This is a genomic window from Fusibacter sp. JL298sf-3 (assembly GCF_053842995.1).
In genome coordinates, this window is the sequence record NZ_CM132608.1 from 2684690 (window position 1) to 2698117 (window position 13428).

Annotated in this window: 13 protein-coding genes; all 13 read right to left on the reverse strand. The window is 48.0% G+C overall.

From position 1 onward, the window contains the following. Positions 1-8: 8 nt before the first annotated feature. Positions 9-824, reverse strand: a complete 816-nt coding sequence (speD, locus tag ACR6HW_RS12675; RefSeq protein WP_455730890.1) for an adenosylmethionine decarboxylase — start codon at positions 822-824, stop codon at positions 9-11. A gap of 224 nt (positions 825-1048) precedes the next feature. Next, complete coding sequence (locus ACR6HW_RS12680) at positions 1049-1528, reverse strand: 4Fe-4S ferredoxin (RefSeq protein ID WP_455728094.1); 480 nt, start codon at positions 1526-1528, stop codon at positions 1049-1051. A gap of 232 nt (positions 1529-1760) precedes the next feature. Then, the gene (locus ACR6HW_RS12685; protein WP_455728095.1) at positions 1761-3863 is read right to left on the reverse strand and encodes a heavy metal translocating P-type ATPase; all 2103 of its coding nucleotides are present in this window, start codon (positions 3861-3863) and stop codon (positions 1761-1763) included. A 12-nt stretch (positions 3864-3875) separates the two neighbouring features. Beyond that, positions 3876-4232: an ArsR/SmtB family transcription factor gene (locus tag ACR6HW_RS12690; protein ID WP_455728096.1), complete on the reverse strand. Its 357-nt coding sequence runs from the start codon at positions 4230-4232 to the stop codon at positions 3876-3878. A 136-nt stretch (positions 4233-4368) separates the two neighbouring features. Continuing rightward, positions 4369-5310, reverse strand: a complete 942-nt coding sequence (locus ACR6HW_RS12695; RefSeq protein ID WP_455728097.1) for a DUF5692 family protein — start codon at positions 5308-5310, stop codon at positions 4369-4371. A 167-nt stretch (positions 5311-5477) separates the two neighbouring features. Then, positions 5478-7637 (reverse strand): M3 family oligoendopeptidase, encoded by a 2160-nt coding sequence (locus tag ACR6HW_RS12700; RefSeq protein WP_455728098.1) that lies wholly within the window; start codon positions 7635-7637, stop codon positions 5478-5480. 182 nt (positions 7638-7819) lie between these two features. Beyond that, entirely contained in the window at positions 7820-8293 is a 474-nt protein-coding gene (locus ACR6HW_RS12705) for a MarR family winged helix-turn-helix transcriptional regulator (RefSeq protein ID WP_455728099.1), read from the reverse strand. Between the two features lie 392 nt (positions 8294-8685). Next, a complete protein-coding gene (gene fabZ, locus ACR6HW_RS12710; RefSeq protein WP_455728100.1) occupies positions 8686-9108 on the reverse strand; it encodes a 3-hydroxyacyl-ACP dehydratase FabZ in 423 nt (140 codons plus the stop codon). Positions 9109-9116: 8 nt separating this feature from the next. Then, the gene (gene fabF / locus ACR6HW_RS12715; RefSeq protein WP_455728101.1) at positions 9117-10355 is read right to left on the reverse strand and encodes a beta-ketoacyl-ACP synthase II; all 1239 of its coding nucleotides are present in this window, start codon (positions 10353-10355) and stop codon (positions 9117-9119) included. A gap of 15 nt (positions 10356-10370) precedes the next feature. After that, a complete protein-coding gene (fabG, locus tag ACR6HW_RS12720) occupies positions 10371-11093 on the reverse strand; it encodes a 3-oxoacyl-[acyl-carrier-protein] reductase (RefSeq protein WP_455728102.1) in 723 nt (240 codons plus the stop codon). Positions 11094-11106: 13 nt separating this feature from the next. After that, positions 11107-12066 carry an ACP S-malonyltransferase gene (gene fabD / locus ACR6HW_RS12725; RefSeq protein WP_455728103.1) on the reverse strand — a complete coding sequence of 320 codons (960 nt, stop codon included), beginning with the start codon at positions 12064-12066 and terminating at the stop codon, positions 11107-11109. A gap of 8 nt (positions 12067-12074) precedes the next feature. After that, positions 12075-13019 carry an enoyl-[acyl-carrier-protein] reductase FabK gene (gene fabK / locus ACR6HW_RS12730; RefSeq protein WP_455728104.1) on the reverse strand — a complete coding sequence of 315 codons (945 nt, stop codon included), beginning with the start codon at positions 13017-13019 and terminating at the stop codon, positions 12075-12077. A gap of 74 nt (positions 13020-13093) precedes the next feature. After that, a complete protein-coding gene (acpP, locus tag ACR6HW_RS12735; RefSeq protein ID WP_455728105.1) occupies positions 13094-13318 on the reverse strand; it encodes an acyl carrier protein in 225 nt (74 codons plus the stop codon). Between the last annotated feature and the right edge of the window lie 110 nt (positions 13319-13428).

Here is a 13428-nt window from a genome sequence, read left to right on the forward strand (position 1 = left end):
CGCACCTCCTAAATCTTTCGGATATTGCGACCGTAATAGATCTCACTCATTTCCTTCGTGAGTTTGCTTTCGATTTCACGTTGTTCCTTAGGGGTCAAATCGTCTTTTTTAACTTCAAAAAGGTAGTCGTTGAGTTCAAAGTCTTTGAGCATCATCTTTGTGTGGAAGATGTTCTCTTGGTACACGTTGACGTCGATCATTTGATACTTCATCAAAGTGCGTTTGGCGATGAAGTTTTGAACGGAGTTGATGTTGTGGTCGATAAAGAGCTTTTGTCCCGAAGCAGCTCTTGTGAAGCCTCTGACGCGGTAGTCGATGGTGATGATATCGGATTCAAAGCTGTCAATAAGGTAATTGAGGGCTTTGAGGGGCGATATCTGACCGCAGGTAGAGACGTCGATATCGACTCTAAACGTACTGATGCCGTTGTCAGGATGGTATTCCGGATACGTGTGCACCGTTAAGTGGCTTTTGTCCAAGTGACCGACGACATGTTGGGGGATGTTGACTAGGAGCCCTTTGTTGCACGAGGGGTCGAGGTCTTTTTCCGGCACTTCTTCTTCAGAGATGAGGATGGTGACGCTGGCGCCTTGGGGGTCGTAATCTTGTTTGGCGACGTTGAGCACTTGAGCACCAATCATCTCTGTAACATCTTTTAGAATGGTGGTCAAACGCTCGGAGTTGTATTGCTCGTCGATGTAATCAATGTATTTTTGACGTTCTTCACTAGAACGGGTATAGCAAATGTCGTAGATGTTAAAACTCAGTGTCTTGGTGAGGTTGTTAAAACCGTGCAGTTGAATTTTTTTAGAACCTTTCAATATGAACCTCCTTAATACGCGCCTTATGAGTGCAATAATACTTAAAATATTAACCTTTAAGTATACTAATACTATTTTTTACACAAGACTAATTATAACAGATAACCGTGAAAATACTAGCTTTTTTTGAAATTTATTCGTGTAAAATTTTTGGCTGTTTTTCCAAAAGAATAGTTTAAAATATTAAGGAAAGTAAACGGTTTAACCAAACAAAAAAACTCTAAAGACTAGGCATTAGAGTTTTTAACCTGAATTTGCTTAATGAGGTGTGTGGCGTGGCCCATAGGGCAAACAGTGCACCAGCTTCGTGGCTTGAAGACGATACCGATGAGAATCCCGACGATAAACGACATGCCCATAAATCTGAAAAAGGCGCCGGCGAGCTTGCGAAAATCACCTCCGGAATGGTAGACGGCCAGGCTGAAAACTGAGAGCATCAAAACGAGCAATAGGTTTTTAAACCTCTTTGTCGTCATCCATTTGGGCATCGGTGCACCAATGCTGATTTTGTCGAGAAATTTACCGAGGAACGAACCACGCGGACAATACTTGACGCAGTGGATTTTGCCGCGGCCCCTGACGGCGTGGTAAATGGGGGCACCCATACAGAACATTCCCAGTATGCCGAAGCGCATATCGATTACACCGAGCACAAAAAAGCTGACGATAATCACCCAAGACCAAGACATGTGACTTTTTTTAGACATAAAGACCTCCTTATATTCTACCCCCTATATGGGGGGTAGAAACATCATAACAAAAACCTTATAGAGAGACAAGATGTCACGTGAAATATGAAGGAATTTTAATAGCTGTTGAAGTCGGAAAGGGTTTTGTCTAACGTGGTCATGAGTGTTGGGAGGTTGGGGATACTCAAAGGGGTAGATAGAAAAAACCAGTGAGCCCTCATTGGGTACCCACCGGTTTTAAAGTTGTTTTTTAAGATCTTAGTGCACGCATGGCGTTGAGTACGGCGATAAGGGTTACGCCGACATCTGCGAAGATGGCCATCCACATGGAACTGACGCCTACGACGCCCAGCGCCATAATGGCAAATTTTATGCCCAGTGCCATAACGATATTTTGCATAACGATTTTAACGGTGCGTGTAGAAATATCAATGGCTTTTAGCAGTTTATGCGGTTCGTCTGTCATTAAGACGACGTCGGAAGCCTCAATGGCCGCGTCGCTGCCGATGGTTCCCATGGAAATCCCCACAGTAGCACCTGCTAGAACCGGAGCGTCGTTGATGCCGTCGCCGATAAAGGCGACTTTCTTTTCGTCTTTAATTAAGCCGGAAACGATGTTGTACTTGTCCTCAGGGAGGAGTTCACTTTCAAACGACTCGAGCCCCAGTTCTTGGGCAACGGCCTGTGCAGCCGGTTTTCGGTCGCCGGTGAGCATCATGGTGTGGAGGCCTTTTTGATTGAGGCCTTCAATGGCCGCTTTGGCATCTTCTTTAACCTTGTCTCGGATTTCAAAAGCGCCGAGGAAGACATCGTTTTGCGCGAGGAAAATCAAAGTGTGTACAGAGTCTATGGCTTCTACATCTATTTTGTTTTCACGCATCCACTTGCGATTGCCGACGACGGAGACGCCTTCTGCAGTGGTAAGGCGGATACCGTGACCGCTGACTTCTTCGTAGTTTAAAATCTCGGATTCATCGAGTGTGCCGTCGTAGTTTGCGACGATGGACTTGGCAATGGGGTGATTGGAGTGCATTTCAGCCAGGGCCGCCAGCTTCTCCACTCGACCGTGCGCTTTGCCCGCTTTTGACAGGTGGAGACGCGATACTTCAAAGACGCCCTCAGTCAATGTGCCGGTTTTATCGAAGACGACGGTATCGATGCCGCCCAGCGCTTCGAGGTAGTTGCTGCCCTTAATGAGGATGCCGTTTTTAGAGGCGTTGCCGATGCCGCTGAAAAAGGTTAGCGGAACGGAGACGACGAGGGCACAAGGACACGAGATAACGAGGAACACGAGACCGCGGTACAACCAGTCGGAAAACGTCCCCATATTGAGTAGAAACGGCGGAATCAGCGCGAGGCCAATAGCGGCGAAGACGACGACCGGCGTGTAATAGCGTGCAAACTTAGTGATAAAGTACTCGGCCTGTGCCTTGTTGGCAGTGGCGTTTTCCACGAGGTCGAGAATTCTTGCCACAGTACTCTGAGAGAACTCAGAGGTGACTTTTATCTTGAGAACCCCGTCTTGAACCACAGAGCCCGAGAGTATTTTTTGATCGGGTTTAACCGCTTGAGGCAGAGATTCACCGGTAAGTGCCGCCGTGTCTACGAGGGCTGTACCTTCTACGACGATACCGTCTAGGGGCACGCGTTCGCCGGGTTTTACCATAATGAGTTCGTCGACGGCGACATCGCTAGGGGACACCGTCATCCAGAAGCCGCCGCGGTTGACATTGGCAGCGTCGGGGCGGATGTCCATAAGGCCGCCAATTGCTTTTTTAGAACGGGCAACGGCGAGGCCTTGGAAGTATTCACCGATTTCATAGAAAACCATAACGGCAACGGCTTCAGGATACTCGCCAATGGCGATGGCGCCAATAGTGGCAATACTCATCAAGAAGTTTTCGTCGAAGACCTGACCGCGTCTGATGTTGCTAAGGGACTTCCAGAGCACCTTGTAACCGGCAATGGCGTACGATACGAGTAAGAGCGCCGGTGCGAAAGCCGATTTGTCCTCGAGGACGATACCCAGAATGAGCAATAAGAGGGCGCCACCGAGGCGTAAGAGCGTCGGTTTGTCGTGAGTGCGTCCCGAGTCGTTACTGTGCGCGTGACCGAGGTGGGCATCGGGATCTTCTAGTGTGACTTTAACATGGGGTTCAAGGGACATGACGATGTCTTTTACCTGAGTGACCAGCGGCGTCTTGTCTTTGGCTTCGGTAAACGCCACGAGCTTTGAGCGCGAAACGTCGACGACGACATTGCTGAGTCCTTCGATTTTAGAAGAACGTTCTTCTATTTTTGCCGCGCAATTGGCGCAGCCGAGACCTTCCAGTCGAATACTGATTTTTTCCATAGCAGTTCACTCCTATTTGTGTGCAATATGATCGATACCCTGAGTGAGCAAGTTGAAGACATGGGCATCGTCTAGACTGTAAAATACGACTTTTCCTTCTTTTCTATTCTTAACAAGCCCGGCTTGTCGAAGCGTTTTTAATTGATGCGATATAGCGGAGTGCGTCATGTTTAACACGTGTGTGATGTCACAGACACACATTTCAGAGAGTGACAACAACTGCAAAATTTTAACGCGCGTGGGGTCGCCAAGGGCCTTAAACAGTTTAGCTGTCTCTACAGCCGTGTTTTCATCAATACCTTTTTCTTTTCCAAGTGCGACAGATGCATCGTTGATTACCGTGCATTGGCACGTCTCTACAGCTACCATAGTACCTCCCGTTAATAAAAAAACATTTGAACATATGAGCAATTATTCATATGTTAATCATACTACAACACTCGGAATTAATCAATGCCCAAAAAAATTAAAACCCCGTAACAATTACGAGGTTTTAATAAGTGCTTTAAGCCATGGTATTTTCTGCGACGACGCGCTGGTATGCGGCTGTATCGGTATAGAGTTCGTCTTTGAGCGGGTGCAATTTTTGTCTTCTTATTTTAGAGAACTGATAAATGACCAATGCGAGGTTTGCCAGCAGTGCTACGGCACTTACTGCAAAGAACGCCGTCGGGTTGTGTGTCGTCGCCACTGGTGCAATGCGGTCTGCAAACTGTGGCACGGTCATGACGAACATAATCCAAAGTGCCAAGGTCTGTGCCCTGTGCTGCAACCACGCGCCTTTTTTGATAAAAAAGGTCGGGATGGTACAAGACAAGAGTAGGGCCAGGCCGCAATAAAACGAGTGGTCGGCGATACAATTGTAAGTATAAGCAAAGTTCCAAAGGTCGTATGCAATGACCCAAGCCCAGATCATATCCGGCCAGATCATATCTTTGGTTTTGTCTTTAGAAATGAAAATCCCCACCCAGCCGCAGATGGCAACGATGTTTAACAGCCCTGCGATGCCGTTCATAATGTTCCACGGGCCGGACATCATCCAAAGGTTGTCGATGTAAGCGCCGTTCCAGGCCCCATATGAAAATACCTGAAAATCTCTGATGGCGGCTTCGAGAATGTTGAGTCCCAAAATAGCCGGCGGAAAGTAAAGAATCCATTTTTTTTGCATAAGCGCCGGTCTATAGCGCATGGCCATAAAGCCTAAGCACCCTGCCAGTGCAGAATAAGTTTTTACCCAGTTAAACCAAGTGCCGGTGCCGTATTCGTTGCCCGGTGCAGCGGTCTTTGGCCAAACGAAAATAGTGAGGACAATCGGCACCACTAAAAACAGCGCGATACCGCCCCATTTGGTGGCGCGTCCGAATTCGTTGAATGCCATCAAGGCAAACAACACGAAAAGCCAAATTCCCCAACCGGATAAACCGGCTGATTCATACAAAATTCCCATTGTTTTTCCCTCCCAATATATGTTGTGCAACCCACTGAGTATTGTAACACTTAAGTTTCAAAATGACCAGTCGTCAGTTTATAAGTTTTGTTAACTATCAGTTAAAGGTTTCACACAGTATGGGATAAAAAAACCAGACCGGTTTAGAGGTCTGGTTTCGTATTAAATTACAGTGGCCAATCGGCGTCATCGTATCCCCTGTCCTCGGGAGTTGAAAGCCTCTGTGCCTTGAGATAATCGTTTTCTTCAACAAGTGCCTGTGCCTTTTTCTTGTATTTTGAGCGAGAGACTAAGGCGAGCATGAAGCCTATTGTAATGCCGACTAGGAGGAGCACAGCAAAAGCCATCGTGACAAAGAGTAGGGCAAATGCCCCCTCGCGCATGTCGCCGTCAGCGCCCCCTGCGAGATTGTAATAAGTGAAGTAATCTTCAATTTCATCTAGCGTAATCATGGTCGCAGGGTATTCTAAAACGCGCTCAGGGTCTTTTAGCGCTGTGTCGATACGCGCTGTTAAGCTGCGCATTTGATTGAATACATCGTCGTAAACAGCACCGTCTGTAAAATCGACGCCGACATCAGCGAGTGCGTCTAGAGGCATTTGTGAACTGCCTACTTTCAAAAAATCGAGGTATGCTGAGACGCCGTCGACATCTGTAATGGTTTTGATTTTTTGTGCTGCTGCGAGGCTCATGGCATAGGCGTAGACATAGTGGTTTTGGTAGAGATGTGGCACGCTCATCCAGTAAGTTTCATAAGAGGGTTCAATGGTTACTTCCTCTCCGAAGTAGTGCGCCGCCGTCTCTTTAAACAATTGGTTTAGTACATCTAAGCTCAGCACCTCTCCGTTGTCCACAGCTTCGTGGACGCGCATTTCAAAATCTGCCAGCATAACTTGTTCAAAAAATGTTTGAATGAAAAAATCCAGTTCGTTTTGTGTGTAAGCCAGCTGTTCTTCAGCGTCATCTGTCTGTGTGCGCAAGTAGTCCATTAGCTGAAGTTCGTTGTAAATCGAAGTGACTTCCGCCGGAAACGGGGTCAACTGGGTGTCGAAGAAAGACTGATTTTCATTAATATAAATCTGATGGATGGCGTGTCCGAGTTCATGAGCCACTGTGGAGACGTCTGCAAGGGTCTTTTCATAGTTGAGTAAGACGTATGTCGGTGAACCGTAAGCCCCCCAAGAATACTGTGAGGTGGTCTTGTAGTCGGCCGGATAGACGTCGATGAGGCCTTCTTTAAAATAGGCGCCTAACTTTTGAGCGTAGTCGTCACCAAGGGGCTTTAACGCCTGAGTGACCATTTTGACGGCGTCCTCATAAGGGTAACTCTTAGAAAAATCGGTACCGTAGGGGAGCAACAGGTCTGACGTGGTGAGTTCTTCGAGACCGAGCGCTTCTTTTTTCATGCGCAAATAGCCTTGATACGCATCGACGTTGTCGCGCGCGGCTTGAATTAACGTCTTGTAGGCATCGACGTCTATTGTACCTGAGAGGGCGTAGGCCAAGCTGCTGTCAAAGCCGTTGGCTTCTGCCTGAAAAGCATTCTTTTGAACCTCTGCAATATAGGTCGCTGCAAGCGTGTTCTTTTGGTCGATATAGGGCGAGTAAAGGGCTTCAAAGGCGCGTGAGCGCATATTGGCACTGTCTGAATACAGGTAAACCGTGTCCCATTCGGGATCAAAAGTGCGCGTATTGCCGAGGTGGTTGGTAAACTGCCCAAAGCGCGCGTCGGAGAGCGTCGCTTGAGAATAGATTTCTTCAGGTGCCGTGACGAGGGGCGTCATCATGGCGAGCAGTGCTTGACTCTCCTCGCTGAGCGCAGTGTCACGCATTGCGGCGACAGAGAGAATTAAACTCGAAAAGCGTTTAAAACGCGGGGCCTCAGCCAATGCGGAAAGCTCGGCATCACTGCGCTCTAAAAGCGCGCTGTTCAAATAGGCGCTGGCTTTATCAAAGGCGCTTGAAGCATCGTAAGCCCTCGTACGCAACGCTTGATAGGTCGTGTTGGTGCTGTCGGTGTCTTCGAGCATAGAAGCGTACGTTACCAGTTTTGTCGCTTCAATTTGTGCGCTCTCGTAGAGTTCGAGACACTTGAGCAGTGTGTCGTCGTCTGCGAGATTTCCCTTGTAACGCGTCATCGCCTCGACGGCCGTTTCAGATAAAAATGCCACCCCTTCGTCAAAGGCCGCCTCATCTGCATACATGCCCGACAGGTCCCATTCGACGGGGAAGTTCTCTGCGGCATAAGCCGTACTCAGAGGGGTGATAAGCAGTATTAGAGAAAAGGCCAAAACAATGGCGCGGTTCTTAAACAATTGACGTTTCATTGGCAAAGCTCCTTTATCCTTTAATGGGTTGATGTACTTCATTATAGCATGGTTTTAATTGGAATGACTTAGGAGTTTTCTTAAAATATCATAAGAAGCGCGCAATGCCGACCCTTTGAGAACGCGCCTCTACAGACAAAAAAATGAAAAGACCTCGCAGTGCGTTGCGAGGTCCGTGCAAGCTAGTGTCCCTTGTGTGTCGGTGGTAAAAGCGTTTCTGAGAGCACAGTGTTTAAGTTGGCCATAGATTCGTCTAAGCGTTCTAAACTCGCGCCGTCGAGGTCGACGAGTTGCTGGCTCATTTCGTTGGAAAAACGGCTCAGCGTGCTTTCCACAATCATTTTGCCTTGTTCCGTCAGCGTGATGTAATAGACGCGTTTGTCATCGCTGTCGATTTGCTTGTAAAGGTAGCCGTCTGCAATTGCAGTTTTTATGTATCTGCTGCAATTCGGCAAAGAGATGTTCAACAGTTCTGATAGCTCTGATATGGTGAGTTCTTTGCGGCGATATACGGTATGCAACATTCTGAATTCTAATTTGCTAACAGAGGCACTCTGATTTTTAATGAAGTTGTTTTGGATGACTTCTTCATAAAAATCGTTAAAAATCATGACTTGTTTCAAGATGCTTTGGATTTTGTTTTTATTATCTTTCATAGCAACCACACTCCTAAAATAATTATAAATTGAAATGTATAGATTTGCAAGTGAAGGTTCTAAAAATTGTCACTGTTTATTAGAAAATTCAATAAACTCTAGACAATTTAAAGACTTCCTATATCTTATTGCCCAAATTAAACTGTTTTTAAACAACAAATGTAAAATTTAATTAATAAAAAAGTAAAACGTCCGCTTTTCTTTATTTTTCCTAATGTTAATCGAACAACGTATGAGGCGTTTTTCACTGACGACTAAGTCTTTGGGCTCCATGCTTGTTGCCTAAAAAAAATAAGAACAACAAATGAACTGTTGTTCTTATTATAACATAGATTTGATAAAACAAGTTAAAAAACTATAAAATATGTGAAAACATTACTTATTTTTACTTATTATGACAATGCGAATGACAATTCACACGTACACGCAGCTTCGTCTCCGACATAAGCAGCGGCTTTACCGACGCCGTAGCCGTCCCGCATTCGGATGAGCTCGAGTTCTAATCTCAAGGTGTCTCCCGGAACCACTTTACGTCTGAATTTGCAGCTTTTTATGCCTGCGAAGTAAGCGATTTTGCCTTGGTTCTCTTCTTTTTTTAGCAGGAGTACTGCCCCGACTTGTGCCAACGCCTCGACAATGAGAACGCCCGGCATCACATGTTCTTGTGGAAAATGTCCTTGAAAAAAATATTCATTGACAGTGACATTCTTTATACCGACTATTTTTTGGTCGTCTACAATTTCGACGATTTTATCGACGAGGACAAACGGGTAGCGGTGGGGAAGTATTTTTTGAATGGCGTTGCTGTCTAACATTGCGCCTCCTATTTCTCGTATTTTCCGAAAATCAATGTGGCGTTATGCCCGCCGAAGCCGAGAGAGTTGGTGAGTGCGTAACGCACTTCCATCTCGCGTCCTTTATTAGGCACATAATCCAAATCGCACAGCGGGTCGGCTTCGTTGAAGTTGATGGTTGCAGGGACGAAGTTGTCTTTGACGGCGAGGGCGCAAACAGCGGACTCGATGCCTCCGGCGGCTCCGAGAAGGTGACCGGTCATGGACTTGGTAGACGATACCGGCAATTTTGGTGCGCAGTCGCCAAAGGTCGTTTTAATGGCCGCAGTTTCAAAGATGTCGTTATAAGGGGTGCTCGTACCGTGGGCGTTGATGTAATTAATGTCTTCCGGTGCGAGACCTGCATCACGAATGGCCATTTTCATCGCTCTTGCGCCGCCTTCTCCGCCTGGAGCCGGCGTGGTGATGTGATGGGAATCGCTTGTTGAACCGTAGCCCACCAGTTCGGCATAGATGGTGGCGCCTCTTTTGAGGGCGTGCTCGAGCTTTTCTAAAACGAGCATGGCGGCACCTTCTGCCATAACGAAACCACTGCGGTCTTTGTCGAACGGAATGGATGCGCGGTTGGGGTCATGGGCCTCACAGAGAGCCGTCATCGCTTGGAAACCGCCGATCCCCAGTGGGGAAATCGAAGCTTCTGTGCCACCGGCGATGATGACGTCGTGTTCGCCGTATCGAAGCTCTTTTAGGGCTTCGCCAATAGCGCTGGCACTAGAGGCACACGCTGTGTTGTAAGTCAGACAAGACCCTTTAGCGCCGACTTCAATAGAGACGTTACCTGCGGCCATATTGGAAATAGACATGGGAATAAAGAACGGCGATATACGCTCTACACCTTTGGCGTACAGTTTATCGGTGTTTTCCTGAATGGTGATCAGACCTCCGATGCCGCTGCCCATGTAGACGCCGACTTTTTCGGCGTTGGCATCGTCAATAGTCAGTTCGGCGTCTTCAAGCGCCAACTTCGATGCACCAATGGCAAAATGGGTGAAGCGGTCCATACGTTTGGCTTCTTTTTTAGAAATGTAGTCCTTGACCTCGAAATCTCTGATCTCACCTGCTACTTTAACTTTGAAGTCAGCTGTATCGAACGATTCGATGGTTTTGATGCCGCATGTACCGGCTTTAATAGCGTTCCAAAATGTTTCTCTTCCCGTACCGATAGGGGATATCACACCGATTCCGGTGACGACAACGCGATGTTTCATATTGACCTCCATAAATTACATAGCCATCCCGCCGTCGACGGCGATGACTTGACCTGTGATATACGATGCTTGTTCAGATGCGAGGAACAGGACGAGGTTGGCCACGTCTTCCGCACTTCCGAAGCGTCCGAAAGGAATTTGTCCCAATGCCGCAGAGCGTGCGTCCTCGGAGATGGCGTCGGTCATATCGGTTTCAATAAACCCCGGTGCAATAGCGTTGACCGTAATGCCTCTCGGCGCAAGTTCTCTGGCGACAGATTTGGTAAAGCCGATGACGCCGGCTTTTGAAGCGGCGTAGTTGGACTGTCCGGCATTGCCTTTAATGCCGACAACAGAGCTGATGTTCACAATGCGGCCGCTTTTTTTCTTCAGCATGTACCGCGAAACGTGCTTGGTTAAATTAAAAGTGCCTTTTAAATTGGTTTCGATAACGTCGTCAAAAGCCTGTTCGTCGAGGCGCATTACGAGATTGTCTCGCGTAATACCGGCGTTGTTTACCAAGAGGTCGACTTTGCCGTAGGCATCGATGGCCGTTTTGACGATGAGTTCCGCTTCGTCGTAGATGCGCACGTCGCCTTGAACGAGGGTGTAGGGTGTCTTCAGCGTTTCGAGAAACGCTTTGAAATCGTCGGATAACGAACGGTAGTTGAGCACCAAGGTGTACCCGGCTTCTGAGAGACTTTGCGCAACGGTTTTTCCGATGCCGCGCGTCGCTCCTGTTACAATAGCTACTTGCATGTTGGTCTCCTATCTAGATGGCCGTTTTGACCTCTTTTAGTGTCTTCAAAGTGTCCACCGCTTCTTTCAACGACGGCATATCGTAGATGGAAATGACTTTAATCGATCGGTCGATTTTACCGATGAATCCCGAAAGGGCTTTACCGGGGCCGAACGCCACAATGGTCTCTATCCCCATCTTTTTCATAGAGTTGACACAATCGATCCAGCGGACGCTAGACGTCACTTGACGGGCAAGTGTTTCGGCGATGGCTTTTTCCGAAGCGACGATGCGGCCGTCGACGTTGCTGATGACCGGCGTTTCCATATTGTAAAAACGGGTGGTTTCAAAGGTCTTGCGAAGGTTTGTCTCGGCGTCTGCGAGCATCGACGTATGAAAAGGTGCGCTCACCGGTAAGTCGATGACGCGGCGCACGCCTTTTTCAGTGGCAATGGCTTTCGCATGTGCCAGTGCTTCCAGTGCGCCTCCTAGTACCGTTTGCTTCGGTGAGTTGTAGTTGCAGACCTCGACACAGCCTGCATCAGAGGCTTCTCTGGCGATGGCTTCTGCCGTTTCTACGGAAGCGCCGACGAGAGCGATCATGCCGCCGACGCCAATTGGCACGGCTTCTTGCATAAACTTGCCGCGTTTTTGAACGAGTTGAACTGCGTCTTCAAAGACCAAGCTGCCGGCGGCAACGTGTGCGGTGTACTCGCCTAGCGATAGGCCGCACACGGCATCAGGTGTTATTTCAACTTGAGCCTGCAGTGTTTTCATCATGGCGACAGAGGTCGTCAGGATGGCGGGCTGTGTAATTTCCGTTTGGTTGAGGGTTTCCTGTGGTCCCTCAAAGCAAAGTGTTTTCAAATCGTAGCCCAGCGCGAGGTTTGCTCTGTCGAATACAGCGCGCGCGCTTTCATGTGCGTCGTAAAAGTCTTTTCCCATACCGGTGCACTGGGCACCTTGACCTGCAAATACAAATCCGATTTTCATAGAGCCTCCTATTTAAAACGCGGTTTCATCGCGTCGTAGGCGACGCGACAGCCAGTGACAATATCTTCGATAATGGCTTGGCAACTCTCTTGCTTCTTCACCAAACCGGCCACTTGACCGGCCATAATAGAACCGTAAGTGACATCTCCGAGTACAGCGGCTTTTCGCAGTGTCCCGGCACCGAGCGCCTCAATGGCCTCGATGTCCGCACCGGATTTTTCAAGGGCGTTGTACTGGCGGTAGAGTTTGTTTTTAATGATGCGCACAGGATGTCCCGTGCTTCTGCCTGTAACGACGGTGCTGGTATCTTTGGCGCCGATGACGGCGCTCTTATAAGCTTCGTGAACGGTGCATTCGTCGGCAACTAAGAAACGCGTGCCCACTTGTACCCCTTCTGCCCCCAGCATAAAAGCAGCTGCGGCGCCTCTGCCGTCTGCAATGCCACCTGCGGCAATAACGGGGATGGAGACGGCGTCCACCACTTGGGGGACGAGGGCCATCGTGGTGAGTTCACCGACGTGGCCGCCGGCTTCGGTGCCTTCGACGATAATGGCGTCGACCCCCAGCGATGCCATGCGCTTTGCAAGGGCAACAGAGGGGACGACAGGGATAATTTTAATGCCGGCGGCTTTTAAGCGCTCGACGTATTTGCCTGGGCTTCCGGCGCCGGTGATGACGATGGGAACCGCTTTTTCTATAGCCAAATCAATAAGGTCGTCTGCATAGGGACTGAGGAGCATAACATTGAGTGCAAACGGTTTATCCGATAAATTTTTTATTTGATCCACCTGCTCGGCGATAATGTGTTTCTCCGCATTGCCTCCTGCGATAACGCCAAGGCCACCGGCGTTGGAAACAGCAGCGGCCAACTGTGCGTCGGATATCCAAGCCATCCCGCCCTGTACGACGGGGTGGTCGATTTTAAGTAAGTCACAAATGGATGTATGAATCATACGGCCTCCTAAAACGCGATATTAAGAAAGAAAATCCTCGGATTTGCCGGGATTTTCACTAAAGGGATGGTTGATTATTGTTTGTCGATGTAGTTGACGATGTCTGAAACCGTGACGATAGAAGCTGCTTGGCTCTCGTCCACTTTGATGTCGAAAGCGTCTTCGATTGACATGATTAAGTCCACCATATCGAGTGAATCGGCACCGAGATCGTCTTTTAACTTGCTCTCAAGTGTTACTTCATCTGCATCTAAGTCTAATTCTTCTACTAAAAGATTTTTTACTTTTTCAAAAGTCATATGATTTCCTCCTCAGAAAATACGTTTTTATTTCAGATTTTGCTCAAGACACTCAAAGTATATTTGAATGATTCAGAACATTCAAGGGCTTTTATAAATTGTTTATAATT

Coding starts and splice junctions, on each gene's coding strand:
- ACR6HW_RS12680 (WP_455728094.1), bottom strand. CDS start 1,528: ATGTCTAAAAAAAGTCACATGTCTTGGTCTTGGGTGATTATCGTCAGC.
- ACR6HW_RS12685 (WP_455728095.1), bottom strand. CDS start 3,863: ATGGAAAAAATCAGTATTCGACTGGAAGGTCTCGGCTGCGCCAATTGC.
- ACR6HW_RS12690 (WP_455728096.1), bottom strand. CDS start 4,232: ATGGTAGCTGTAGAGACGTGCCAATGCACGGTAATCAACGATGCATCT.
- ACR6HW_RS12695 (WP_455728097.1), bottom strand. CDS start 5,310: ATGGGAATTTTGTATGAATCAGCCGGTTTATCCGGTTGGGGAATTTGG.
- ACR6HW_RS12700 (WP_455728098.1), bottom strand. CDS start 7,637: ATGAAACGTCAATTGTTTAAGAACCGCGCCATTGTTTTGGCCTTTTCT.
- ACR6HW_RS12705 (WP_455728099.1), bottom strand. CDS start 8,293: ATGAAAGATAATAAAAACAAAATCCAAAGCATCTTGAAACAAGTCATG.
- fabZ (WP_455728100.1), bottom strand. CDS start 9,108: ATGTTAGACAGCAACGCCATTCAAAAAATACTTCCCCACCGCTACCCG.
- fabF (WP_455728101.1), bottom strand. CDS start 10,355: ATGAAACATCGCGTTGTCGTCACCGGAATCGGTGTGATATCCCCTATC.
- fabG (WP_455728102.1), bottom strand. CDS start 11,093: ATGCAAGTAGCTATTGTAACAGGAGCGACGCGCGGCATCGGAAAAACC.
- fabD (WP_455728103.1), bottom strand. CDS start 12,066: ATGAAAATCGGATTTGTATTTGCAGGTCAAGGTGCCCAGTGCACCGGT.
- fabK (WP_455728104.1), bottom strand. CDS start 13,019: ATGATTCATACATCCATTTGTGACTTACTTAAAATCGACCACCCCGTC.
- acpP (WP_455728105.1), bottom strand. CDS start 13,318: ATGACTTTTGAAAAAGTAAAAAATCTTTTAGTAGAAGAATTAGACTTA.